23 protein-coding genes are annotated in these 22140 nt (G+C 61.2%); 17 read left to right on the top strand and 6 right to left on the bottom strand.

The annotated features are described in order from the left end of the window. Positions 1 to 257 precede the first annotated feature (257 nt). The 4 genes from GGD50_RS25140 to GGD50_RS25125 all read left to right on the top strand — a co-directional run bounded on the left by GGD50_RS25140 (position 258) and on the right by GGD50_RS25125 (position 4393). Positions 258 to 719 (top strand): tRNA (cytidine(34)-2'-O)-methyltransferase, encoded by a 462-nt coding sequence (locus tag GGD50_RS25140; RefSeq protein WP_107108671.1) that lies wholly within the window; start codon positions 258 to 260, stop codon positions 717 to 719. Positions 720 to 838: 119 nt separating this feature from the next. Then, complete coding sequence (locus tag GGD50_RS25135; RefSeq protein WP_107108672.1) at positions 839 to 1996, top strand: hypothetical protein; 1158 nt, start codon at positions 839 to 841, stop codon at positions 1994 to 1996. 212 nt (positions 1997 to 2208) lie between these two features. Next, entirely contained in the window at positions 2209 to 3852 is a 1644-nt protein-coding gene (locus GGD50_RS25130) for a Na/Pi cotransporter family protein (RefSeq protein WP_107108673.1), read from the top strand. A 130-nt stretch (positions 3853 to 3982) separates the two neighbouring features. Further along, a complete protein-coding gene (locus GGD50_RS25125; protein WP_107108674.1) occupies positions 3983 to 4393 on the top strand; it encodes a VOC family protein in 411 nt (136 codons plus the stop codon). Between the two features lie 15 nt (positions 4394 to 4408). Here GGD50_RS25125 and GGD50_RS25120 read toward each other — a convergent pair whose 3' ends face one another. Further along, positions 4409 to 4669, bottom strand: a complete 261-nt coding sequence (locus GGD50_RS25120; RefSeq protein ID WP_107108675.1) for a hypothetical protein — start codon at positions 4667 to 4669, stop codon at positions 4409 to 4411. Positions 4670 to 4838: 169 nt separating this feature from the next. Here GGD50_RS25120 and hemF point away from each other — a divergent pair, with 169 nt between their 5' ends. The 3 genes from hemF to GGD50_RS25105 all read left to right on the top strand — a co-directional run bounded on the left by hemF (position 4839) and on the right by GGD50_RS25105 (position 6438). After that, positions 4839 to 5750, top strand: a complete 912-nt coding sequence (hemF, locus tag GGD50_RS25115) for an oxygen-dependent coproporphyrinogen oxidase (protein ID WP_107108676.1) — start codon at positions 4839 to 4841, stop codon at positions 5748 to 5750. Between the two features lie 90 nt (positions 5751 to 5840). Continuing rightward, positions 5841 to 6119 carry a hypothetical protein gene (locus GGD50_RS25110; RefSeq protein ID WP_107108677.1) on the top strand — a complete coding sequence of 93 codons (279 nt, stop codon included), beginning with the start codon at positions 5841 to 5843 and terminating at the stop codon, positions 6117 to 6119. 133 nt (positions 6120 to 6252) lie between these two features. Then, positions 6253 to 6438, top strand: coding sequence for a DUF1059 domain-containing protein (locus GGD50_RS25105; RefSeq protein ID WP_104825157.1), 186 nt, complete (start codon positions 6253 to 6255; stop codon positions 6436 to 6438). Positions 6439 to 6455: 17 nt separating this feature from the next. Here the strand turns inward: GGD50_RS25105 and GGD50_RS25100 are convergent, their stop codons facing one another. Genes GGD50_RS25100 through GGD50_RS25090 form a run of 3 tightly spaced genes read right to left on the bottom strand, consistent with a single transcriptional unit; the run spans position 6456 to position 8964 of the window. Beyond that, a complete protein-coding gene (locus GGD50_RS25100) occupies positions 6456 to 7712 on the bottom strand; it encodes a CCA tRNA nucleotidyltransferase (RefSeq protein ID WP_107108678.1) in 1257 nt (418 codons plus the stop codon). Next, positions 7709 to 8344, bottom strand: a complete 636-nt coding sequence (locus GGD50_RS25095; RefSeq protein ID WP_107108679.1) for an NUDIX hydrolase — start codon at positions 8342 to 8344, stop codon at positions 7709 to 7711. The genes GGD50_RS25100 and GGD50_RS25095 overlap by 4 nt, the downstream gene beginning before the upstream one ends. Next, complete coding sequence (locus GGD50_RS25090) at positions 8341 to 8964, bottom strand: DUF1285 domain-containing protein (RefSeq protein WP_107108680.1); 624 nt, start codon at positions 8962 to 8964, stop codon at positions 8341 to 8343. Before GGD50_RS25090 ends, GGD50_RS25095 begins: the two co-directional genes overlap by 4 nt. A gap of 168 nt (positions 8965 to 9132) precedes the next feature. On the opposite strand from GGD50_RS25090, the gene GGD50_RS25085 reads away from it, so the two are divergent. The 5 genes from GGD50_RS25085 to GGD50_RS25065 are packed head-to-tail and all read left to right on the top strand — an operon-like array spanning position 9133 to position 16421. Further along, positions 9133 to 10146 (top strand): AAA family ATPase, encoded by a 1014-nt coding sequence (locus GGD50_RS25085; protein ID WP_107108681.1) that lies wholly within the window; start codon positions 9133 to 9135, stop codon positions 10144 to 10146. Positions 10147 to 10173: 27 nt separating this feature from the next. After that, entirely contained in the window at positions 10174 to 11094 is a 921-nt protein-coding gene (locus GGD50_RS25080; protein ID WP_107108682.1) for a DUF58 domain-containing protein, read from the top strand. Then, entirely contained in the window at positions 11091 to 13916 is a 2826-nt protein-coding gene (locus GGD50_RS25075; RefSeq protein WP_107108683.1) for a DUF4159 domain-containing protein, read from the top strand. Before GGD50_RS25080 ends, GGD50_RS25075 begins: the two co-directional genes overlap by 4 nt. A 1-nt stretch (position 13917) precedes the next feature. Next, positions 13918 to 15990 carry a hypothetical protein gene (locus GGD50_RS25070; protein ID WP_107108684.1) on the top strand — a complete coding sequence of 691 codons (2073 nt, stop codon included), beginning with the start codon at positions 13918 to 13920 and terminating at the stop codon, positions 15988 to 15990. Positions 15991 to 15995: 5 nt separating this feature from the next. Next, the gene (locus GGD50_RS25065) at positions 15996 to 16421 is read left to right on the top strand and encodes a GNAT family N-acetyltransferase (RefSeq protein ID WP_107108849.1); all 426 of its coding nucleotides are present in this window, start codon (positions 15996 to 15998) and stop codon (positions 16419 to 16421) included. 84 nt (positions 16422 to 16505) lie between these two features. Here the strand turns inward: GGD50_RS25065 and GGD50_RS25060 are convergent, their stop codons facing one another. Beyond that, on the bottom strand, positions 16506 to 17078 hold the full coding sequence (locus GGD50_RS25060; RefSeq protein WP_107108685.1) for a GNAT family N-acetyltransferase: 573 nt from the start codon (positions 17076 to 17078) through the stop codon (positions 16506 to 16508). Positions 17079 to 17408: 330 nt separating this feature from the next. Between GGD50_RS25060 and GGD50_RS25055 the strand changes: the two genes are divergently transcribed. Continuing rightward, positions 17409 to 18398, top strand: a complete 990-nt coding sequence (locus GGD50_RS25055; RefSeq protein ID WP_107108686.1) for a glutathione S-transferase family protein — start codon at positions 17409 to 17411, stop codon at positions 18396 to 18398. A gap of 11 nt (positions 18399 to 18409) precedes the next feature. Here the strand turns inward: GGD50_RS25055 and GGD50_RS25050 are convergent, their stop codons facing one another. Continuing rightward, positions 18410 to 18901 (bottom strand): NUDIX domain-containing protein, encoded by a 492-nt coding sequence (locus tag GGD50_RS25050; RefSeq protein ID WP_107108687.1) that lies wholly within the window; start codon positions 18899 to 18901, stop codon positions 18410 to 18412. Positions 18902 to 18968: 67 nt separating this feature from the next. On the opposite strand from GGD50_RS25050, the gene GGD50_RS25045 reads away from it, so the two are divergent. The 4 genes from GGD50_RS25045 (at position 18969) to GGD50_RS25030 (ending at position 22115) form a co-directional block, all read left to right on the top strand. Then, entirely contained in the window at positions 18969 to 19889 is a 921-nt protein-coding gene (locus GGD50_RS25045) for a metallophosphoesterase family protein (RefSeq protein ID WP_245407485.1), read from the top strand. Positions 19890 to 19982: 93 nt separating this feature from the next. After that, positions 19983 to 20549 carry a hypothetical protein gene (locus GGD50_RS25040; protein ID WP_107108688.1) on the top strand — a complete coding sequence of 189 codons (567 nt, stop codon included), beginning with the start codon at positions 19983 to 19985 and terminating at the stop codon, positions 20547 to 20549. A 211-nt stretch (positions 20550 to 20760) separates the two neighbouring features. After that, positions 20761 to 21276, top strand: coding sequence for an RNA polymerase sigma factor (locus GGD50_RS25035; RefSeq protein ID WP_107108689.1), 516 nt, complete (start codon positions 20761 to 20763; stop codon positions 21274 to 21276). A 20-nt stretch (positions 21277 to 21296) separates the two neighbouring features. Further along, the gene (locus GGD50_RS25030) at positions 21297 to 22115 is read left to right on the top strand and encodes an anti-sigma factor family protein (RefSeq protein WP_107108690.1); all 819 of its coding nucleotides are present in this window, start codon (positions 21297 to 21299) and stop codon (positions 22113 to 22115) included. The last annotated feature ends 25 nt before the right edge of the window (positions 22116 to 22140 follow it).

The raw sequence follows: 22140 nt of genomic DNA, 5'->3' as shown, positions 1-22140 counted from the left end.
GCGCCTTAAAGCGCCTGTATCATCGCCATGGGATCACGGCCGGGAGGCGCATCATCACAAACAAATTATTCATCTGAGCCTCCTCTGTCGCAAGTTGTAGAGCGGTTGTGTTTTACCGTGCATTGATCGCGTTGAAAAGCGAAATGTGCCTAAAAACACGCCGGAATCTTCAATTCTCCTGATGAGGACATCACGGAAACCAGGGGGATTCGACAAAAAGCGAAGACAACTCTCGGCAATTTCGTTAGTTGCAGAATATGACTTCGCTGCGCATTGCCCTCTATCAGCCCGACATTCCCGGCAACACCGGCACGATCCTCCGACTCGCCGCTTGCCTCGGCCTTGGCGTCGACATCATCGAGCCGGCAGGTTTCGACATATCGGATCGCAATCTCAAGCGCGCCGGCATGGATTACCTCGCCGCCGTCGCGCTGACGCGGCATGTCAATTGGGAGCGTTTCGAAGCCTGGTGGGCGGAAAGCGGGCGGCGTTTGGTGCTCGCCTCCACCAAAGCAGCCGAACGCTATACGGATTTCGCCTTTCGCAAAGACGACATCCTGCTCTTCGGCCGAGAGAGCGCCGGCGTGCCCGATCATGTGCATGAAAAGGCCGATGGCCGCATCCTGATCCCGATGGTTGGCGGACAGCGCTCGATCAATGTCGCCATGTCCGCGGCGATGATTTCGGGTGAGGCGCTGCGGCAGACGAACTGGTCGTAAATGTCGCGGCAAATCTGGGTGCCACGACGGCCAATTGTCGTTGGCACGTCGGGTAAAGTGTGAGAAGCTTTTTCTGGAATGCTTTACCTAACCTAACGGCAGCTTTGGCGAGGTGACCCATGTTCCAGACGGCATTCACGCTCACCCTCACTCAATTCGCGCGCACCCTCAGCCTCCCCGAGCGGCTACAGCGCTCGCCGCTACGCAATCTCACCCTGGAAGCTCTTCGCCAGCGCAACACTGCGCTCGACGCGCTGTTTTATGACGTCAAGGTCATCACCCCGGATGAGGCCTTCTACCTCAGCGGCTCGCTTGCGGCTGAAGGCTCGATCATGATCGTGCCGCCGAGCGGCGGGGCTGCGATCACACTCTGCGAAACGCTGGAGGAGTTCGCGCTTCGCGGCGGCGGCAATGCCCCGGCACTGGCCATCGCGGGCATCGGTGGCTCCGCCCTTGGTGCGGCCGCCTTCGCCCGCAATGTCGCTGACGCGATCGGCGCGCCGGTCGCCGTCGTCGTCTCCGGATATGGCCTGGCCGACATCGTCACCGAGGCTTTTGGCGGCCACTTCTTCTTCGGCCATCTGAGGGGTCTACGACCGGTCTTCGAAATGCTGGACGATTTTGCTGGGCGGCCGAAATTCGGAGCCACCGACAAGAATGATGGCGAAACGGCCTCGCGCACCAGCCTCGATACCAGGACTGTGCGTGCGCTTCTTGCCGACCCCCGCTTCTCCTTCCGCCTGCTGGCCGGCCACTCGAAAGGCAATCTGGTTATTTCGGCCGCCCTTCACGACCTCTACAAGCAGGATCAAGTCCGCGCCGAGACGTTGGCGAAGAGATTGAAGATCGTCACTATCGGCACCCGCATCGCCATGCCACCGATCTTTACTGATGTCGTCGATATCATCGGCGAATGGGACTGGTTCGGCGAGATGAACTCCAGACCATTCATTTCGACCGATCAGCACATTCCGCATGCCTGGCACCACACCAACACGGATTTGGCTGGCCACCTGCCTGTCACCAGAGTGCTGAAAGAGATCTTGGCCGATGCCACGATTTCGCAGGAGTCTGAAGCGGCGCCGACCCTGCATGTGGTGGCCGAGCCGGAGGCGTCGAAAGCCGAAACCACCGTCCCACGGTCTTCGGAGCGCACGACGCGGCGGCCCGCAACGATCGATAAGGTGAAAGAAGCCTTCTCTGAAAAAACGTTGCCCGACATCCCGCCGAGAAAAACCGACCGATCCGGTGAAATGCAGCCGCCGAAGCCGCATTAAAATCAGGCGCTCCGCAAATATTGTTCAGATATGTCGCTCGCAGTGTTGAAGCGCGGGCCATAAGAGGCATATTATATTTAGCCGGCAATCAAATCGCCGCCCGTTCATCGGACAGGAAAAAGCACTGAAAATCATGCCTTTTCAGAAGCTTATGCTTGATTTCCGATAATTGCTGAAAACACGATGGCATGAGAAAGACATAAAAAGACGAAATGGAATCCACCATCGTGATGATCAATTTGTTCGGCGCCGTTGCTTTGCTGCTGTTCGGCCTCGCGCAAGTAAAGGATGGTGTATCACGCGCCTTCGGCGCCAAACTCAGAACCGGTCTTGCCAGCGGCACGCGTAGCGGGCTCCGCTCCTTCACCTCCGGTTTCGTGGCGACGGTGGCACTGCAGAGCTCGACCGCAACGGCGCTGATGATCGCCTCGTTCGTGGAGCGCGAGCTTGTCTTGCCGAGCATGGCGCAGATCGTGTTGCTCGGCGCCAATGTCGGTACCGCCGTGACAGCCTGGATCGTCGCGACCGGTATCGAATGGCTGTCGCCGCTGCTCGTTCTCGTCGGCATCGTGCTCTATCGCCGCTCGTCCACCGCCAAACAAGGCGCCGGTGCGGCGCTGATCGGCATTGGCCTCATGCTGCTGTCGCTGCAATTGCTGAGCCTTGCCACTGCGCCGATGCGGCAATCGCCGGCGCTTGCCGCCTTTATTGAGCTGCTCGACGGCGCCCTGCCCGTGGCTTTGATCTTTTCAGCCGTGCTCGCTTTCGTTTCGTCGTCCAGCCTTGCCATGGTCGTGCTGATCCTGTCGCTCGCCTCGACTGGCATCCTTTCTCCGGCCCTGACAGTCGCACTCGTGCTCGGCGCCAATCTCGGCGGCGCGATCCCGCCGGTCATGGCCACCCTCTCCGGCCCTGCCACTGCGCGGCGGGTGACGCTCGGCAATCTGATCGTGCGCACCATCGGGTGCCTCATCGTTCTGCCCTTTGCGGGCTATATCGGCGCGTGGCTGCAAGCCCTGCATTTTTCGCCGGCCAAGCTGCCCGTCGACGTCCATCTGCTCTTCAATATCGCCCTCGCGCTCTGCGCTTGGCCCTTCTCGTCCTTCCTGTCGAAAACAATGCAGCGGCTCGTGGCCAACGATCCGCAGGCCGACGACGGACCGAAATTTCTCGATCATAACGCGCTCAACACGCCAGTCGTCGCACTTGCCAGTGCGACGCGCGAGGTTCTGGGCGTCGGCGACCTCATCGAGCGCATGCTGATCCGCACGGAAAACGCCTTCAACAACAATGATCTGACGCCTCTGAAGGAAATTGCGGTTCTGGAGAAGCGCGTCGACCGGATCCAGCAGGAGGTGAAGATCTATCTCTCCAAGCTCGGGCGCGAAGGATTGGACGACGAAAACGGCCGCCGCTCGATCGTCATCATCGACTATGCCATCAACCTCGAACATATCGGCGACATCATCGAAAAGGGTCTGGCCGAACAGGTGGCGAAAAAGATCGGCAAAGGTCTGACCTTCTCCGACGATGGCTATCAGGAGCTGCAGAGCCTTTTCAAGCTGACGATCGATAATCTGCGCATCGCCCAGACCATCTTCGTCACCCGCGATTTCAACCTCGCCCGCCAACTCATGGAGGTGAAGGTCGACGTTCGCCGGCTAGAGAAGCAATCCTCCGAGCGCCACCTCGAACGCCTGCGCGACGGCCGTGTCGACAGCCTGCAGACCAGCTCGCTGCACCTCGACATGCTGCGCGACCTGAAGCGCATCAATGCCCACATCGTCTCGGTGGCGCATCCGATCCTGGATGAAAGCGGGCTGCTGATCGAGAGCCGGTTGCGAAACACGCAATAGCCGCTTCGACCTCCCCATCCTTGTGTTTTGATTTCGCTCAGCAATACAGAGATTTCCCCGGCATTACATTATCGCCACTTTAGAAGCCTATGTTGTAGGGCATTCTCAGATGACAGATGGAGGAAACGTCATGCGTCTGGATGCCTATCTGATCTTTGACGGCGATTGCCGGCAAGCCCTCGAGTTCTACCACCAATGCCTTGGCGGTGAACTCACTATCATGGACTACAGCCATCCGAATGTGGCGAGCCAAACGCCGGAGCACTGGCGCGAGAAAGTCATGCATGCGCGGCTGACGGTCGGCGATGCGGTCTTGATGGCTTCTGACGGCAGGCCGGGTGAAACCGGCAAGAAATACGGTTTTTCGATCTCCGTTCAAATTGACAGGGCGGAAGAAGCGGAGAAACTGTTTGCGGCGCTGCAGGAGGGCGGCACGGTGACCATGCCGATCGATGAAACCTTCTGGGCAGAGCGTTTCGGCATGCTGGTCGACAAATTCGGCGTGCCGTGGATGATCAATTGCCAGCGTTCGACCGCCTGAAGACATTCCGCCGATTCAATCGGCGGACGGCAGGCGTCGCATGGTGAATTCGATGCGATCGCCTTCCACCTGCCGCCAGCTTTCGACTTCGGTCCAATAGGCGGCTTTCGGAAATTCATCGAACCACTCGCGCGCCTTGGCGCGCGCTTCCGGGCGGCTGAGACAAAAAGTCTCGCGGACAAAATCACTTTTCCCGCCGGCGGACGCTTCCTGCCGGTAACGTGATATTCTGCGTCTCAACCCGTCAAGGGGCGGCGGTCCGGGTATCTTCATCATGAAACCTCGCCTTCGAGAGGGAAGATAATACCGCATTTGGCAATTTGCGAGTCGATTCTCCGGCGAGCCCAGCGCGCTGGTGACGATGCGATGATGCTGATATTCAAACCGGGAATCGACCTTACGAGAATCGCGGGCCTATAGCGGCCCGCATCGCCGGAGAGCATGCATGGAACGACCGGAACTTCCCAAGGGACTACCCGAGGACATCGAAGAGAAGAAAGAAGCGGCAAAGGGCTGGTTTGAAAGCCTGCGGGACGCGATCTGCGCCCAGTTCGAACAGTTGGAAGACGAGCTTGCCGGCCCCCTCTCCGCTCAGGAGCCGGGGCGTTTCGTCGCCAAGGATTGGCTGCGGGAGAATGGTGAAGGCGGCGGCGGACGCATGTCGATCATGGAAGGCCGTGTCTTCGAAAAGGTCGGCGTGCATACGTCCACCGTTTACGGCGAATTCTCGCCCGATTTCCGCAGTCAGATTCCGGGCGCCGAGGAAGATCCGCGCTTCTGGGCTTCCGGCCTGTCACTGATCGCCCACCCCGTCAACCCGAATGTCCCGACCGTGCATATGAATACGCGGATGGTGGTGACGACCAGCCACTGGTTCGGCGGCGGCGCCGACCTGACGCCGGTGCTCAACCGGCGCCGCACACAGGAGGATGCCGACAGCGTCCTCTTCCATCGCGCGATGCAGATTGTTTGCGATCGTCATACGGTTGCAGATTATCAGCGCTATAAGACCTGGTGCGACGATTACTTTTATTTGAAGCATCGCAATGAGCCGCGCGGCATCGGCGGCATTTTCTTCGACTGGCTGCATTCTGGGGAGGAAGCAGGTGGTTGGGACGCCGATTTCGCCTTCACGCGCGATGTCGGGCGTGCCTTTTCGATGGTCTATCCGCGGATCGTGCGCTCGAACTTCAATGAAGTATGGTCCGAGGAGGATCGTGACGAACAATTAATTCGTCGCGGACGCTATGTGGAGTTCAATTTACTCTACGATAGGGGTACAATATTTGGGTTGAAGACAGGGGGCAACGTAGAGTCGATCTTATCGTCCTTGCCACCCGTCGTGCGTTGGCCCTAGAATGGCAAATGCTAATAAAAGAAAACCCTTGAATTAGTTCGGAGGAGTACCGAGGTTAGGTAATGCTCGTTTCAATCGGAGGAGGTTGTAATGGCAGTACAGAATCAAGTGGCAGAAACCGCGAATGACCGAAAACTTTCGCGGGCAGTCGATACGCCGGAATTCGTCGTGCGGCTGGCTGAAGACATGAGGATCAGAAGCGGGTCGGATCTGCCACTCTCCTGCTTCATCGAGCAGGTCAGAATGCAATTGGCAGGCAAGTCGCCAAGCGACGTCGCCCGCATCGTATCCGATCGCCCGGCAAGACAAGCGCCCATTCCGAAGTATCAATCTTCGGATTGCTTCAAATCCTGGGCCATGCCGGATTGATATACCGGAACATCGTCCGGCAGGGTGGAGGCCCTGCCGGACGTCCGAAACCTTTCCCCACCTTTTGCGTTTTGACCTTCAGGCCGTTTGTGGCGTGAAGTCTTTTATGGCGTCAAAATATCAGGAGGCAGATATGCGACTGTTCGAATGTGGTACTCTGGTGCCCGGCTGCGACTGGCACACTCGGGCCAATGATGATGCCGAAGTGGTTCGCCGCGCTGTCGAGCACATGCGCAACGCCCATGGCGAGACGATCATCCGCGAAAACATGGTCGACAACATCAAGGCCCGCATTCGCGACGAAGCAAGCGCCGCCTGATCATTGGACCATAAGCATCAGGACTCGATCAGTTCCTTGAGCCGGGCGAGAAGAGCCGCCCGGTCCATAGCGAAATTGCTGTCGACCCATTGCTGCTCGAGTTTACCCAAGATATCGCCGACACGAGGCCCTGCGCCAACGCCGGCGGCAAGCGCATCTGCGCCATTGACCGGAAAGACCGGCTTCTTCCAGCGTGCCGTCCGCTCCAGCAATTTACCGAGCCGTGCAGCGCGCGCCATCTCCTCGAAATCGCCTTCCGCCTTGCCCCGAGCAACGGCAAGCGCCAGTTTCAGGCGCGCGGCAATGCCGGGTGCATCATGGCGGTAGAGCAAACGATTAAAGGCTGCTTCAGACACATCGTCCTTGATGCCGGGCGCATTCGCCCAGTCCTGCAAATAGCCCGCTTCGGCCTTCGACAACTTGAGCCGTTCGCCAAGCTTTGCCAGCCTCGCGGCATCCGGCGGCACAATGGCGGCCAGCCGCAGCAGCGGATCGGGCGCCCAGCCGAGCGCCTGTTCTGTCGCTATAAGCGCGGGAATGGCGTCGATGCCCCACTTCTCGGTTTCCGGCAGCACCTCGGTCAAAATGCCGACCTGCCGCATCCAGAGCAACACCCGGCCTGGATCTTTGGCCGCAAGCAGCTTCTTCATCTCCGACCAGACACGCTCGGCCGAAAGCGCCGCGATCTTCGAGCGCGCGGCCGCGCAGGCGCGCAATCCGTCCGCATCCGGTCTTCCGCTGCCGTAATAGGCGAAAAAGCGAAAGAAACGCAGGATCCGCAGATGATCCTCGGCAATCCGCGTCGCCGCATCGCCAATGAAACGGATATTGCGGCGTTCCAGATCGGCAAGCCCGCCGATCATATCGACGACTGCGCCATCGGCAGAGGCATAGAGCGCGTTGATCGTGAGATCGCGCCGCTCGGCATCGGCCTGCCAATCATCGCTGAAAGCCACCCGCGCACGCCGGCCGTCCGTTTCAACATCGCGCCGCAAGGTAGTGATTTCGAAAGGCTTTCCGTCGATGACCAGCGTCACCGTCCCATGCGCGATGCCCGTCGGCACCGCCTTGATGCCGGCGGCAACGGCCCTTTCTACGACGGTCTCGGGCAGCAATGTCGTGGCGATATCGATATCGGCTACCGGTAGCCCGAGCAGGCTGTTGCGCACAGCTCCGCCGACGACACGCCCCTCGCCGCCATCGGCGTTCAACAGTGCCAGCACCCGCTGCAGCGCTCCGTCCTGGAACCAGGCCTCACCAGCAATGGAGGTCATGAATAGAGCCTTTCGTAAAGCGTGCGGACAATGCCGGCGGTAATGCCCCAGATCATACGCGGGCCATAGGGCATGCGGTAAAAATGTCGCTCCATCCCCTGCCAGACCATGCTGTCGGTCACATGATGGCCGGGATTCATGAGGAAGGAGAGCGGCACTTCGAAAGCATCCTCGACTTCGGTGGGATTGAGAGCCAGTTCGAAGCCGGGCTTGACCACGGCGAGGATCGGCGTGATGCGGAAGCCGGTCGCAGCCAGATAATAGGGCAACCGAGCCACCGGCTCGATGAAAACATCCGCCAATCCGATCTCTTCGCCCGCCTCGCGAACCGCTGCCATTTCCGGCGAAGCATCCTCCGGGTCGATGGTGCCGCCGGGAAAGGCGATCTGGCCGGAATGTTTGCGCAATGTCGAGGTGCGCAGCGTGAAGATGACATTGGCGTCGTCGCCATCGTCCACCACGGGCACCAGCACTGCGGCATCGCGCAGCTTCAGGCCTTCGACTTGCAAAATGGTGTCCCGATTGAGCGCGTGGTCGCCATGGTCGCGCCACGCAAGCTCGATCGGACCGCCGCTCTGATTGAGCGCACGGCGCCGGAACTCGGCGGCGGAATAAAGCGGGAATTCGCTCATCGCGTCAACGCGTCCAATTCGGCGACCGGCATGACTGGAAAGATCGTGCCGCCCGAACGCACGCAAAACATCTCGCGCCCCGCGATCACAACGGTCTCGCCGAGCTCGACAAGATCATACATCACCGCGCGCGTCACCAGCGCCTCCAGACGGCCGCGAACATGGAGATAGGGCTTCAGCTCGTCGTTCTCGCCGCGGATGACGAAACGGATCGGATGCTCCCTGCCCGCCTCGACAACGTCGCCGACATTGGTGCGGAACGTTAGTACCCGCTTGCCTTCGCGCTCGGTCACGCTCATTTCGACGGCGATGAAGGGCGCGTCGACGACGCGGATACCGACCTTTTCCACAGGCGTAACGAGATAGGTCTTTTGATCCGCATCCCTGCGCAGCACCGTCGAAAACAGCCGGACCAGTGGCGCACGGCCGATCGGCGTTCCCATGTAAAACCAGGTGCCATCAGCACGGATTTCCATGTCGATATCGCCGCAAAATGGCGGATTCCAGCGATCGACGGGCGGCAGGCTCTTCTTGCGTCCGCCGGCATCTCCGGCCGCGCGCGAAATCAGCGCAGCCAGACTTGCCGCATCGCTCGCCGCTCTGATTTCCTCGGTTGCCATTCTTCCGTCCCGGTTTGTGCTTAGTTACGAATACGACCGCCTCTCACGAGATAGTCATTCGAAACGTGCTTGTCAGCTATCTTCATGGCGATAAGTTCTATTGATTATGGGGCAAATGTGTAAGGTCTGCGAATCGCGCGTACCGTTTTTCTGCCGTTGGAGACGCAAATGGGCATGATCAAATCGACCGAAACGAGCCTCGACGACCAGGCCATCATCGCATCCGCCGAACAGGCGTTGAAAGATATCGCCTCCATACGCGCCGAAGTCTCCAAGGTCATTTTCGGCCAGGAAAGCGTCGTGGAGAACACGCTTCTTGCCGTGCTGGCCGGCGGTCATGCTCTGCTCGTCGGCGTGCCCGGCCTCGCCAAGACCAAGCTGGTGACCACGCTCGGCGCCGTTCTCGGCCTCGCCGCCAACCGTGTCCAGTTCACCCCGGACCTTATGCCGTCCGACATCCTGGGCTCGGAAGTCATGGACCAGGATGAGACCGGTCGCCGCTCCTTCCGCTTCGTCAAGGGGCCGGTCTTTGCGCAATTGCTGATGGCCGACGAAATCAACCGCGCTTCGCCGCGCACGCAATCGGCGCTGCTGCAGTCCATGCAGGAGTATCATGTCACCATCGCCGGGCAGCGCTACGATTTGCCTGCGCCGTTCCATGTCCTGGCAACCCAGAACCCGCTGGAACAGGAAGGCACCTATCCGCTGCCGGAGGCGCAGCTCGACCGCTTCCTGCTGCAGGTCGATGTCGATTATCCGGAGCTTGCCGACGAACGCAAGATCCTGCTTGAAACCACCGGCCTCAGCGAAGCGACGCCTCATGCCGTGATCGATGCCGCGCGCTTGATGGAAATCCAGAAGTTGATCCGCCAGATGCCCGTCAGCGACGGCGTCGTCGACGCCATCCTGTCCCTGGTGCGTTCCGCGCGCCCCGGCCAAGGCAATGAAGCGACAGACAAGCATGTCGCCTGGGGTCCTGGCCCGCGCGCCGGCCAGGCAATGATGCTCTGCGCCCGCGCCCGTGCGCTTTATGAAGGCCGGCTTGCGCCGTCGCTCGACGATGTGCACGCCCTGGCCGAGCCGGTGCTGGAGCATCGCATGGCGCTGACCTTTGCTGCCCGCGCAGACGGCATGTCGGTACGAGACGTGATTGCCGGGTTGATCAAGCGATCGAGATCGTAACCCAGGATGTCAAGGAGAGTATAGCGCGTGGCATCCATCGGACAGATCGTCAGCCCGACCCCAGGCAATGATGCCCTCTCCCGAGCCCGCAGCCGTGCTGCCCTCGTGCCGGATTGCCTTGTCGAAGCCAAGCGCATCGCCAACACCGTGATTGCCGGCTGGCATGGCCGGCGCAAGCGCGGCATCGGCGAAAATTTCTGGCAATTCCGCCCCTATACCGAGGGCGAGAGCCTGTCCCGCATCGACTGGCGCCGCTCGGCCCGTGACGATCATACCTATATCCGCGACCATGAATGGGAAGCGGCCCACACCATCTGGCTCTGGGCCGACATGTCGCCGTCGATGATGTACAAATCAACCTACGGCCATGTCTCGAAGGAAGGCCGTGCTCTGGTGCTGATGCTGGCGCTCGCCGAAATCCTCGCCCGTTCCGGCGAAAGGATCGGTTGCCCCGGCATCATGGAGCCGGTCTCCGCCCGCAACGCCGCCGAACGGCTGGCGGCCGCCCTGATGCACACGCCGCTCGAAGGTGGCCTGCCGCAGACCACCATGATCCGCGGCTGGAGCGATATCGTGCTGATCGGCGACTTTCTGGACGAAGCCGACAGCGTCATGGGCCGGATCGGACCGCTGGCCCGCCGCGGATTGCGCGGCCACGTGGTCGAGGTCGCCGACCCTGCCGAAGAGGTCTTCCCCTATAGCGGCCGCACCGAATTCACGGATCCGGAAAACGGCGCGAAGCTGGTGGCTGGCCGCGCGGAAAACCTGCGTGAAGATTACCAGCGCGCCTATCTCGCCCGCCGCGAAAACCTCGGCCAGTCCCTGCGTCATCTCGGCTGGACCTTCGTGAGCCACCGCACCGACCGGCTGGCATCGGAAGCGTTGGTCGCCGTGCATATGTATCTCTCCGGCATGCCCGCCAAAGCGACGCTTGGGGGGCAGCCATGAACGCGCTTTCCTTCGCTTTCGCTTCCCCAGCCATCCTCAGCGCATTGATCCTGCTTCCGGCGATCTGGTGGCTGCTGCGCCTGACGCCGCCGCATCCGAGAGCGGAAGTCTTTCCGCCGCTGCGTATCCTGGCAAAGATCCTGAAGCGCGAGGAAACGCCTGCGCGCAGCCCATGGTGGTTGACGCTGCTGCGTATGATCCTTGCGACTCTGGTCATCCTCGCCATCGCCAATCCGATGTTCAATCCGCGGAGCAATACGCTGTCGAGCGGCGGACCTTTGGTGCTGCTCATCGACAATAGCTGGGCGAGTGCCGCCGATTGGGAGCGCCGTGTGCAGACGGCCGATGCGCTGATCGACGACGCGGACGCCAAAAGCATCCCCGTCTCCATCGCCTTCACCGCAGATCGGAGCAACGACACCACGCCGGGCGCCGCTGCCGCCGCCCGTGACAAGCTGCACGCGGCCAATGCAAGGCCGCTGGTGCCTGATCGCCAGCGCGCCGCCCAGGCCATCAAGGCCGCGTTGAATGGCACGAAGCCGGGCACGATCGCCTTCCTTTCCGACGGCGCCGAAAGCAGGGACAAGGACGATATCGTCAACCAGCTTGCCACCCTGGAGCCCAGCGATCTGCGGCTGATCCAAAGCGATGGCAACGAGGTACTGGCAATCACCGGCGCCACCAATGCCGCCGACAACATGACTGTCACCGCGACACGGCTGAACGGCAGCAGCCCGCTGCGGCTGGGGCTCAGCGCACTGGACAATCAGGGTCGGCCGATCGCGGCTGGCTCATTGAATTTCGCCGGCGGCCAGACGGTCGCGACCGGCACCATCGCTGCCCCCTTCGAAATGCGCAATGATTTCGCCCGCATCAGCATCGACCGCCATGCGAGCGCCGGCGCCGTGCATCTCCTCGACGACGGTTTCAAGCGTCGCCGTGTGGCGCTGCTGTCCGGACAGGCGGCCGACGAGTTCCAGCCGATCCTGTCGCCGCTCTATTACATCCAGCGCGCCCTGCAGCCCTATGCCGATCTGGTCCAACCGAACAGCGCGGATCTGGCGAAGTCGATCCCCGAGCTGCTCGCCGGCAATCCCTCCGTCATCATCATTGCCGATGTCGGCCGCCTGCCGCAGGAAAGCTACGCGCCGTTGCAGCAATGGATCCAGAACGGCGGTACGCTGGTGCGCTTCGCCGGACCGCGCCTTGCAGCCGCTCCCGCCGACGATCCGCTGGTGCCGGTTACGTTGCGCCAGGGCGAGCGCACCTTCGGCGGCGCGCTCTCCTGGGCCGAGCCACAGCCGCTTGCCGATTTCCCCTCCTTCGGCCCCTTCGCCGGCATGCCGAAGCCGACCAATGTTCTCATCAAGCGCCAGGTGCTAGCTGAGCCCACACCCGATCTTGCTGAACGCACCTGGGCAAGCCTTGCCGACGGAACGCCGTTGGTGACCGAAAAGCAGATGCAGGCCGGTCGCATCGTTCTCTTCCATGTCAGTGCCGAACCTGAATGGTCCGATCTGCCGATCTCGGGCGATTTCGTCGAGATGCTGCGCCGTATCGTGCAACTTTCCCGCTCCGGCGGCGTCAACTCGGCCGAAAGCACCCCGAAGACCAGCGAAGCGCTGCCGCCATTCCGGCTATTGACCGCCAAGGGCGTGCTGACGAGCGAGACCGGCAATGCCCGCCCGCTCACTCCAAACAACAAAGACGCAATCGCGGCCAACTTCGACAACCCGCCCGGCCTTTATGGCTCGGAAGAGGGCTTTACAGCGCTCAACGTCCTACCCGATGGCGCAGAACTCAAGCCGCTGGATGTCTCCGGCGCGGGCGTATCCGTGACGCGTGAGGGGCTGATCGGCGGCGAGGCTTGGTCGGCCAAGCCGATCCTCTTCACCATTGCCTTCCTGGTGCTTCTAGCAGACAGCCTGATCGTGCTTTTCATGAACGGTGCCTTCCCGCGTCTCAGAAGATCGACGAAGACAATCGCCGGCGGTGCCGCCGTGCTGTTGCTCGCAATCTCGGTTGCCGCCTTCCTGCATCCGACGAATTCCTGGGCCGACGATTCCAAACCCGGCGACGACACTACCTATCAGCGGCTCGACAAGACCCATCTTGCCTATGTCGTCACCGGCGAATCCGACGTCGATCATATTTCCGAGCGTGGACTTGCCGGCCTCTCCGATTTCCTCACCTACCGCACGACTCTGGAGCCGGGTCCGCCTGTCGGTTTGGATCTCAGCAAGGATGAGCTTGCCTTCTATCCCATCATCTATTGGCCGATTTCCGCCACCGCGCCGATGCCGTCCACCGATGCCATCAACCGCATCGACGCCTATATGCGCAATGGCGGCACCGTGCTGTTCGACACGCGCGACGCTATCGATACGATGGGCGACAACACCACGCCGAGCCCGAACGGCCAGCGGCTGCAGGCGATCCTCGCCAATCTCGACATTCCGGCGCTAGAGCCGGTGCCGGCCGGTCATGTGCTCACGAAATCCTTCTACCTGCTGTCCAGCTTTCCCGGCCGCTACGCCGATAGCCCGCTGTGGATCGAGGCGCGGCAGGATACGCGCGGCGACGGCCATGCGGTCGCTTCGTCAGACGGCGTGACCCCGATCATGATCACCGGCAACGACTTCGCCGGCGCCTGGGCGACCGACGACAATGGCTCGCCGCTGCTGCCGACCGTGCCGCCGGACGAAACCCAGCGCGAATATGCCTACCGCACCGGCGTCAACATCATGATGTACATGCTGACCGGCAACTATAAGTCCGATCAGGTGCACATCCCGGATATTCTGGAACGGTTGGGGCAGTAAGATGAATATTGGTTTCGCCCCGTTCCTGCCCTGGCCCATCCTCGCCGCCCTTGCGGTGCTGACGCTTGCCATCGCCGCGCTCGCGATCTACCGCCGCATGCGCGGCAGTGGTATCCGCGCGCTGGCGGCATTGGCCCTGCTCGCCGCCCTTGCCAATCCCGTATTGATGCAGGAGGACCGCGACCAGCTCTCCACCATCGTTCCCGTCATCGTGGACCGCAGTCCGAGCCAGGAGACGCCGGAGCGCATCAAGATGACCGACGATGCGCTGGCCGCACTGAAGGATCGGCTGGCGCAATTCCCGCGTATCGAGCCGCGTATCGTCGAAGTGCGCGAACCCGCCGAATCCGAGTCGCCTTCGACACGCCTCTTCGCTGCGCTCTCGTCAGCGACCGCCGATGTGCCGCCCGCCCGTGTCGGCGGTGCGATCTTCCTGACGGACGGCCAGATCCACGATATTCCCGGCGTCAATCAGGCACTCGGCTTCGACGCACCGATCCACGGGCTGATCACCGGTAAGCCGGACGAGTTCGATCGTCGCATCGAGGTGGTGCGCGCGCCTCGCTTCGGCATCGTCAACGACGAGCAGCAGCTCGTGTTGCGCGTTGTCGATGATGGCAAAAGCCCCGGCGGCACCGCAGCCGTCACCGTCAGGATGAATGGCGACGAGATCGCCACGCTGCAGGCGACGCCCGGCCAGGACACGCCCTTCAGCTTCAAGGTGCCGCGCGCCGGCAACAATGTGCTCGAATTCGCCGTCGCCGAAGTCCCCGGCGAAGTGACGCCCATCAACAATCGCACCGTTCAACTGATCGAAGGCATCCGCCAGAACATGCGTGTGCTGCTCGTCTCCGGCGAACCGCATGCCGGCGAGCGCGCCTGGCGCAATCTTCTGAAGTCGGACGCCTCCGTCGACCTCGTGCATTTCACCATCCTGCGTCCGCCGGATAAGCAGGATGGTACGCCAATCAACGAGTTGTCGCTGATCGCTTTCCCGACGCGCGAACTCTTCGTCGACAAGATCAACTCTTTCGACCTGATCATCTTCGACCGTTACCAGGACCGCCCCAACGTCCTGCCGACGATTTATTATGATTACATGGCCCAATATGTCGAAAACGGCGGCGCATTGCTGGTGGCCGCCGGTCCCGAACATGCGGCCGGCAATTCGATCGCGCTGACGCCGCTATCCTCTGTCCTCCCGGCAGAGCCGACCGGCCAGATGATCGAGAAGCCTTTCTATCCGCGCCTGTCGGAACAGGGCCGCAAGCACCCGGTCACGCGCGGCCTCGACGGATCGGACACCGAGCCGCCGCATTGGGGCCGCTGGTTCCGCAGCGTCGATGTGGAGAAGCCGCAGGGCCAGACCGTGATGGTCGGCGCCGATAACCATCCGCTGCTGGTTTTGAACCGCGTCGGCCAAGGCCGCGTCGCCATGCTGCTTTCCGACGAAGGCTGGCTCTGGGCGCGCGGCTATGAAGGCGGCGGACCGCATGTGTCGCTCTATCGCCGCATCGCGCATTGGCTGCTGAAGGAACCGGCTCTGGAGGAAGAGGCACTGACGGCAAACGCCGCCGGCCGTACGCTGGAAGTCACGCGCCAGACGATCGGCGACGATCCAGGCCCCGTCACCGTCAAAGCGCCCTCCGGCAAGACGCAGACCCTGCAGTTGAAACAGGCGCAGCCGGGCCTCTATCAGGCCCAGAAGCACATGAGCGAAATCGGCCTTTACCAGATCACCAGCGGCAATCTTTCGACGCTGGTGCATGTCGGCGCCGTCGACGCGCCGGAATTCAAGGCGATGATCTCGACGACGGAAACGCTGAAGCCCCTGGCAGAAAAGACCAAGGGGCTTGTCACCCGCGTTGCCAGCGCTGGCGGCGGCGTCACCGTTCCGCCGATCCTACCGGTGCGCGGCGCCGTTCGCATCGCCGACGACCAACGCCTGACCATCCGCATGACCGACGAAACCGTCCTGAAGGGCGTCAACAACCTGCCGCTCTTTGCAGGCTTCGCCGGTCTTGCCGCTCTCCTCTTCGCATTCTCCGCAATGTGGTGGCGCGAAGGACGGTGAACATGATGCCGCAACTCGATGTGACCGACACCCCGTCAGAAAGTGAACTCGCGGCGATCGGCGAAGGATTGACGGCCTTCAACGCCGCCGATGTCGGCCCTTCCAAGCGCCGCTCGCTCGCCGTTCTGATCCGAGACGAAAGCGGCAAGACCATGGGCGGCATTTCGGGTTATACGGCCTGGGGCTGGCTGTTCACCGCGTGGCTGTTCGTGCCGGAAACGCTGCGCGGTCAGGGCATGGCGGGAAAGCTGCTGGAAGCAGCGGAGACGGAAGCGATCACCCGCGGCTGCCAAGGTGCCTGGATCGACACTTTCAATCCGCAGGCGCTGCGCGCCTATCAGCGGCAGGGCTATGTCATCTTCGGCGAACTGCCGGAATTTCCCATCGGACGCAGCCGCTATTTTCTACAGAAAAAACTATCGCCCCGCTGATGGAAACGGGACGATAGGCTTCTTTTTACAGATGCCCGCGCGATGCAGCCGGCAAGCGACAGATGGCTTGTGGAAGTCGCGGCGTTAGCCGGCGATTGCCCTCAACGGCAAATCGTCATCGTCATTTTCCTCATCGGAGACAACAACCGGGATGTCCGCGTCCCGCCAGGCGATCGTGCCCGTGAGCCGCGCATGCGTGTCGGCGGCGATCGGCACGACGAGTACCCTGTTGGGATCGACCGGCCCCGGAAAAGCGAGCGCGTTGTAGGCGACTTTCTCGAAGCCGAGCGGACCATAATAAGGCGGATCGCCCACCAGGATCACCGCTTCCGACCCCCCGCGCTTGGCGGCTTCGACGGCGATCCGCACGAGCTCGCGGCCGATACCCTGGTTCTTGTGGGAAGGCCGGACGGCGAGCGGTCCCAGCAGATGCCCCTTGACGGAACCCGCCAGCACCGGCGTCATCCGGACAGAGGCGATCGTCTCGCCATCATCTGCGCAGATGAAGGAGAGCGAGCGGTCATGCGCGCCCTGCTCGCGAATCCGCGCTGCGGCACGGGTAAACCGACCGGGACCAAATGCTTCTTCGTTGATGAGTTCGATGACAGCGTCATGCGACGCGTCCTCAGTGAGGTAGACCAATTCGTGCTTGTGCATTAGACCAAAGAAACCAGATAGACATACGGGATGGTTCTCGAAAACGCTTGTCGAGCGTTCGGGATCATCGGCGTCGTCGCAGGCTTCTGATTGCTTCCATAGCAAGTGGTCCTCAAAGTGTGACAAGCCCGATAGCAGGAAATGCCCGGCTCGTCCAATGCAAAATGCGAGCGGCCGGTTATTGAGGCATGATCTTGTCCGAAAACCACTTCGCACTTTTCGCGATCATGTCTGTGACGCACTGTTCATCGTTTGCCGTCTCGAAATTCCGCCGGCATGCCGTATTTTCCAGGTCAAGTTCCTCGACAGGATTTCCGAAAGGACAGAGTAATGGGCATGATGGTTGACGGCGCCTGGCATGACATCTGGTACGACACCAAGGAAACCAAGGGTCATTTCAAGCGCGCGGCTTCGCAGTTTCGCAACTGGATCACCGCGGACGGCACGCCGGGTCCGAGTGGTGTGGGCGGTTTCAAGGCCGAGGCCGGCCGCTATCATCTCTATGTTTCGCTCGCCTGCCCATGGGCGCACCGTACCCTGATCTTCCGCAAGCTGAAGAAGCTCGAAAACCTGATCTCCGTTTCTATCGTCGATCCGCTGATGCTGGAAAACGGCTGGGAGTTCAAAGATCGGGATGGTGGGACTGTCGATAACCTCTTCGGCGCAAAGGCGCTCTGGGAGGTCTACGCCAAGGCCGATCCGCATTATTCCGGCCGCGTCACCGTTCCCGTCCTCTGGGACAAGAAGACCGGTACCATCGTCAACAACGAATCCTCCGAGATCATCCGCATGTTCAACAGCGCCTTCGACGGCCTGACCGGCTCGAAGGACGATTTTTATCCGATGGACGTGCGCGGCGACATCGATGCGCTGAACGAGATCGTCTACGACACGGTCAACAACGGCGTCTACAAATCCGGTTTCGCCACGACGCAGGAAGCCTATGAGGAAAATGTGCTTCGCCTGTTCGAAACCCTAGATATGCTCGACAAGCGCCTGGAACGAAGCCGCTACCTCTTCGGCGACCGGCTGACCGAGGCCGACTGGCGGTTGTTCACCACACTCGCCCGCTTCGATGCCGTCTATGTCGGCCACTTCAAATGCAACATCCGCCGCATCGAGGATTACCGCAATCTATCCGGATATCTGCGCGACCTCTACCAGATCCCGGGAGTCGCCGAGACGACCAATCTCATGCACATCAAAAATCACTATTATTGCAGCCACAGGACGATCAACCCCACCGGCATCGTCCCCGTCGGCCCTGACCTCGATTTCGAGCGCCCGCACGCCCGGGAGCGGCTGGCAAAGGCGGCTTGAGGCAGCAAGGCCTACCAATAATTCGAGGGCGGCGCGTCGCCCTCCAGCTCCTTCAGCCGCCGGTAAGTTGCCCTAGTCGTTCCAGGCGGCAGGGCATCGAGCGGAAAGAAACCGCTTTCGACGATTTCGAGATCCGGCTTGCGCGGCACGGTCTGCTCGACCTCCACACGGTAGAAGACGACGTGATCGCGTTTGCTGGTCCGGTTGTTGAAGTAGACGTGGAAGATCTGCGGCCGGCCGGATATCACCAGATTGCCCTCTTCCCGCAATTCCTTCGCCAACGCCTGTTCCACTGTCTCATGCCGCTCAACACCGCCGCCGGGCATGTGCCAGCCGGCGACATACGAATGCCGAACCAGGAAAATCCGCCCCTGACTGTCGAAACAGGCCGCCCGCACACCCATGGTCATGCTGCGGGTGAGCACAAAATAGCTGTGCAGCATTCGGCCGAACAGCTTGGCCCGCCAACCGCGGGCTTCGTCGGGAGCAGTGCTGTCATTCATGCTGCGGTCCGCCGTTGCGTTCCACCATCGAAAAACCGATGTATTTGTTTTGACAATAGACTGAGCTATGTCTCATCTCATGTTCAAGCTCGCGCATATTTCCGACGTTCACCTAGGCCCCTTGCCTCGGCTTTCGATCAGAGAACTCGCCTCCAAACGCATTACCGGATTTGTGAACTGGCACCGAAACCGGCGCAAGCATCTTTTTGGCGGAACGCTCGATCTTCTGCTCGACGACATCAGGTCAAAGCAGGCCGATCATCTGGCGGTGACCGGCGATCTCGTCAATCTCGCCAGCGGTATCGAAATCCGCACTGCCGCGGAATGGCTGAAGACGCTCGGCGACCCTGCCTTTACCTCCGTCGTACCCGGCAACCACGATGCCTATGTGCCCGGCTCCTATGAGAAGGCCATGCGCGCCTGGTATCCATATGTCCAGGGCGACCATGCGCCGTCTGAGTGGCAGGAGGATCGGCGCATTTTCCCCTATCTGCGCATTCGCGACCGCGTCGCGCTGATCGGCTGCTCGACGGCGGTGGCGACGCCCCCCTTTGCCGCCAGCGGCTTCTATTCGGCCCGGCAGGCACGCGAGACAGTCAATATGCTGCGCGCCGCCGGCGAGGCCGGCCTTTTTCGCGTTGTTATGATCCATCATCCGCCGATCCGAGGCGCAACCAGCTTTTACAAGCGCATGATCGGCATCCGCCGCTTCGCCGCTGTGGTCTCGACGGGCGGTGCGGAACTCGTCCTGCACGGCCACACGCATCTTAACACGCTGCATTGGCTGAGGGGGCAGACCGGCCCGGTGCCCGTCGTCGGCATCGCATCGGCCTCGCAGGGTCCCGGCGGGCTGAAGCCGGCCGCTGCCTACAATCTCTTCACCATCGACGGCCATCCCGGCGCCTGGGAGCTCAAGGCCGAGCGCTTCAGCCTCAATGCACGGGGCGACGACGTAGAGGAGCAAGGCGTCGATATCCTGGCTTCATAAGCTCTGGCATTTTGTGAAGGCGGCCCCGTCGTTTCGGTGGCGTTTTCGAATATCCGGCGCTACAATTCTCACATCGGATTTCAGGAGGATGGAATGGGTTTTGGTGTAGCGATGAAGAGTTCGGCCGTGACTGCGCTTGCGGTCGGATTTCTGTTTGGCGCCAGCCTGCAGGCTCTCGCCGCCGGCTCCGAGGGCGACGAGACGGCACCACCGCCGAAGACCAAAACCACAACCAAATGTACTGACGGCAAGGTCTGGGACAAGGATAAAAAAGAATGCGTGAAACCGCAGAAAAGCGGCTTCAACGACGATAAGCTTTTCCAGGCGGCGCGCGAATTCGCCTATGCCGGCCAATATGACAACGCCATCACCGTCCTGAAACTTGCCAAGAACCAGGACGATCCCCGTATTCTCAACTATCTCGGTTATTCCAACCGCAAAGCCGGACGCATGCAGCTCGGCATGACCTATTATCGCAAGGCCCTCCAGCGCGACGAAAACTACATTCTCGCGCGTTCCTATATGGGCCAGGCGCTGCTCGAGCAGGGCGATGTGCAGGCGGCGCGTGTGCAACTTGTTGAAATCCGCGATCGCGGCGGCGAAAACACCTGGGCCTATCGCGCGCTGCTGCAATCGCTGAATGGTCAAATCAGGTATTGAGACAGGTGCGAGAACCCCATTCCTCAAGATCGTGTGAGAAGTGGAGATGAAGCGCACAACCGCTTTTTGAAGACTTGCGAAACGGCACGAAAATGGTTCATACCAACACAGAACGATCCTTCGGCTCAGTTAGCTTTTTCCGCAAGAAAGGCCGTCTTTTGCCGAAGGACGACCGCAGCTCGACAACCCTCAACGCCCCTGTGGAAAGACAATGCCTACGCCGGTAGCCGCCATCGACATCAGACGAGATCTGGTAGGCCTTCTTCCGAAGCTCCGGCGCTTCGCCTTGACACTGGCCGGCGATCTGACTGACGCGGACGAGCTGGTGCAGGGCGTTTGCCAGCGCGGCATTGCGAAATTCCATCTGTGGAACAATGACGGCCGGCTCGAAAGCTGGCTCTACACCATGGCCCGCCATCAATGGGTGGAAGAGTCCCGACGCCATCGGCTGCGGCCTGCCACCAAGGGTAGCGCCTTGGAACAAGGCGAACTGGCAACGCCGGGCATGCGTACCAATCCTGTCGAAGCAAGCGAAGCGCATCAGATGGTCACATCTTTGCCCGAAGGACTTGCCAGTGTCTTCCTGCTCGTCGATGTCGAAGGGCATAGCTACAAACAGGCGGCCGATATTCTTGGCATCTCCTTGTCGACGGTGGCGTCCCGGCTTTCCGGCGCCCGCCTTCGCCTCGCCACTCAAGGTCACAGCCGCTCGCCGCGAAGGTTTTAGCATTGCAGGATATGAAAAAAATGCCGCTCGAAACTCGTTTGTCCGCCTTTATGGACGGCGAGACGAGTCGCGAGGAGAAAGAGGAGCTGGAGCGGCTCATCGCCTCCGATCCGGAAGCGCGGCGGATTTTCGATGAACTGAAGCATGGCTCCGATGTCGGCCGCAAGGCTTTCGACGAGGTACTGAAGGAGCCGGTGCCGCTAGCTTTGGTGCGCTCCATCAAAAGCGCGCAGGCGCCGAAGCCGCGCGAGCCCGCCCCTCGCCTTTCCCGGCCATCCCTGAAGCTTGCTCCGACCGGTCGCCAGGCGCTCGCCGCCGCTCTCATCCTCTTCGTGGTCGGTGGCGGCATCGGCTATCTCTTCGGCGTCCAGCCGTCCAGCGCGCCGGCTGCGACCCCGGCTGCACCGGCCCCGAGCCGCACATGGCTGGACGATATTGCCGCCTATCACCGCATCTATGCGCATCAGCCTCGCCATGTCGTCGAAGTACAGGCGACTGAAGCCGACGAGATCATCCAATGGCTGAAGGGGACCGTCGGCGTGAAATTCAACGTGCCGGATCTCGCCGCCGATGGGTTGGTCTTCCAAGGCGCGCGCATGTTCATTGCCACCGGCAAACCGGCCGGTCAGTTGATCTACAAGGACCTCGACGGCGACGTCATCGCCATCTGTTTCATGAAAGATGAAGGGGTCGCCGACGACGGCAATTTTGACGAGACCATCAGGGATGATGTGAGCATCGTATCCTGGCATCGCAACGGCACCGCCTATGCCGTCGTCGGCCCCTCCTCCGACGCGATGCTCGACCAGATCGCCGACCGGGTATCGACGGAAATTTGAGCTGAGCCGCCACAGCCCTGCTTGC

The sequence above is a fragment of the Martinezella paranaensis genome (genome assembly GCF_014200235.1).
Lineage (GTDB): Bacteria > Pseudomonadota > Alphaproteobacteria > Rhizobiales > Rhizobiaceae > Rhizobium > Rhizobium paranaense.
This window is presented reverse-complemented; position numbering and strand designations above follow the sequence as displayed.

Bases quoted from the DNA above. Each gene is read 5' to 3' on its own strand.
- GGD50_RS25140 (WP_107108671.1), top strand. From the start codon at position 258: ATGACTTCGCTGCGCATTGCCCTCTATCAGCCCGACATTCCCGGCAAC.
- GGD50_RS25135 (WP_107108672.1), top strand. From the start codon at position 839: ATGTTCCAGACGGCATTCACGCTCACCCTCACTCAATTCGCGCGCACC.
- GGD50_RS25130 (WP_107108673.1), top strand. From the start codon at position 2,209: ATGGAATCCACCATCGTGATGATCAATTTGTTCGGCGCCGTTGCTTTG.
- GGD50_RS25125 (WP_107108674.1), top strand. From the start codon at position 3,983: ATGCGTCTGGATGCCTATCTGATCTTTGACGGCGATTGCCGGCAAGCC.
- GGD50_RS25120 (WP_107108675.1), bottom strand. From the start codon at position 4,669: ATGATGAAGATACCCGGACCGCCGCCCCTTGACGGGTTGAGACGCAGA.
- hemF (WP_107108676.1), top strand. From the start codon at position 4,839: ATGGAACGACCGGAACTTCCCAAGGGACTACCCGAGGACATCGAAGAG.
- GGD50_RS25110 (WP_107108677.1), top strand. From the start codon at position 5,841: ATGGCAGTACAGAATCAAGTGGCAGAAACCGCGAATGACCGAAAACTT.
- GGD50_RS25105 (WP_104825157.1), top strand. From the start codon at position 6,253: ATGCGACTGTTCGAATGTGGTACTCTGGTGCCCGGCTGCGACTGGCAC.
- GGD50_RS25100 (WP_107108678.1), bottom strand. From the start codon at position 7,712: ATGACCTCCATTGCTGGTGAGGCCTGGTTCCAGGACGGAGCGCTGCAG.
- GGD50_RS25095 (WP_107108679.1), bottom strand. From the start codon at position 8,344: ATGAGCGAATTCCCGCTTTATTCCGCCGCCGAGTTCCGGCGCCGTGCG.
- GGD50_RS25090 (WP_107108680.1), bottom strand. From the start codon at position 8,964: ATGGCAACCGAGGAAATCAGAGCGGCGAGCGATGCGGCAAGTCTGGCT.
- GGD50_RS25085 (WP_107108681.1), top strand. From the start codon at position 9,133: ATGGGCATGATCAAATCGACCGAAACGAGCCTCGACGACCAGGCCATC.
- GGD50_RS25075 (WP_107108683.1), top strand. From the start codon at position 11,091: ATGAACGCGCTTTCCTTCGCTTTCGCTTCCCCAGCCATCCTCAGCGCA.
- GGD50_RS25070 (WP_107108684.1), top strand. From the start codon at position 13,918: ATGAATATTGGTTTCGCCCCGTTCCTGCCCTGGCCCATCCTCGCCGCC.
- GGD50_RS25065 (WP_107108849.1), top strand. From the start codon at position 15,996: ATGCCGCAACTCGATGTGACCGACACCCCGTCAGAAAGTGAACTCGCG.
- GGD50_RS25060 (WP_107108685.1), bottom strand. From the start codon at position 17,078: ATGCACAAGCACGAATTGGTCTACCTCACTGAGGACGCGTCGCATGAC.
- GGD50_RS25055 (WP_107108686.1), top strand. From the start codon at position 17,409: ATGGGCATGATGGTTGACGGCGCCTGGCATGACATCTGGTACGACACC.
- GGD50_RS25050 (WP_107108687.1), bottom strand. From the start codon at position 18,901: ATGAATGACAGCACTGCTCCCGACGAAGCCCGCGGTTGGCGGGCCAAG.
- GGD50_RS25045 (WP_245407485.1), top strand. From the start codon at position 18,969: ATGTCTCATCTCATGTTCAAGCTCGCGCATATTTCCGACGTTCACCTA.
- GGD50_RS25040 (WP_107108688.1), top strand. From the start codon at position 19,983: ATGGGTTTTGGTGTAGCGATGAAGAGTTCGGCCGTGACTGCGCTTGCG.
- GGD50_RS25035 (WP_107108689.1), top strand. From the start codon at position 20,761: ATGCCTACGCCGGTAGCCGCCATCGACATCAGACGAGATCTGGTAGGC.
- GGD50_RS25030 (WP_107108690.1), top strand. From the start codon at position 21,297: ATGCCGCTCGAAACTCGTTTGTCCGCCTTTATGGACGGCGAGACGAGT.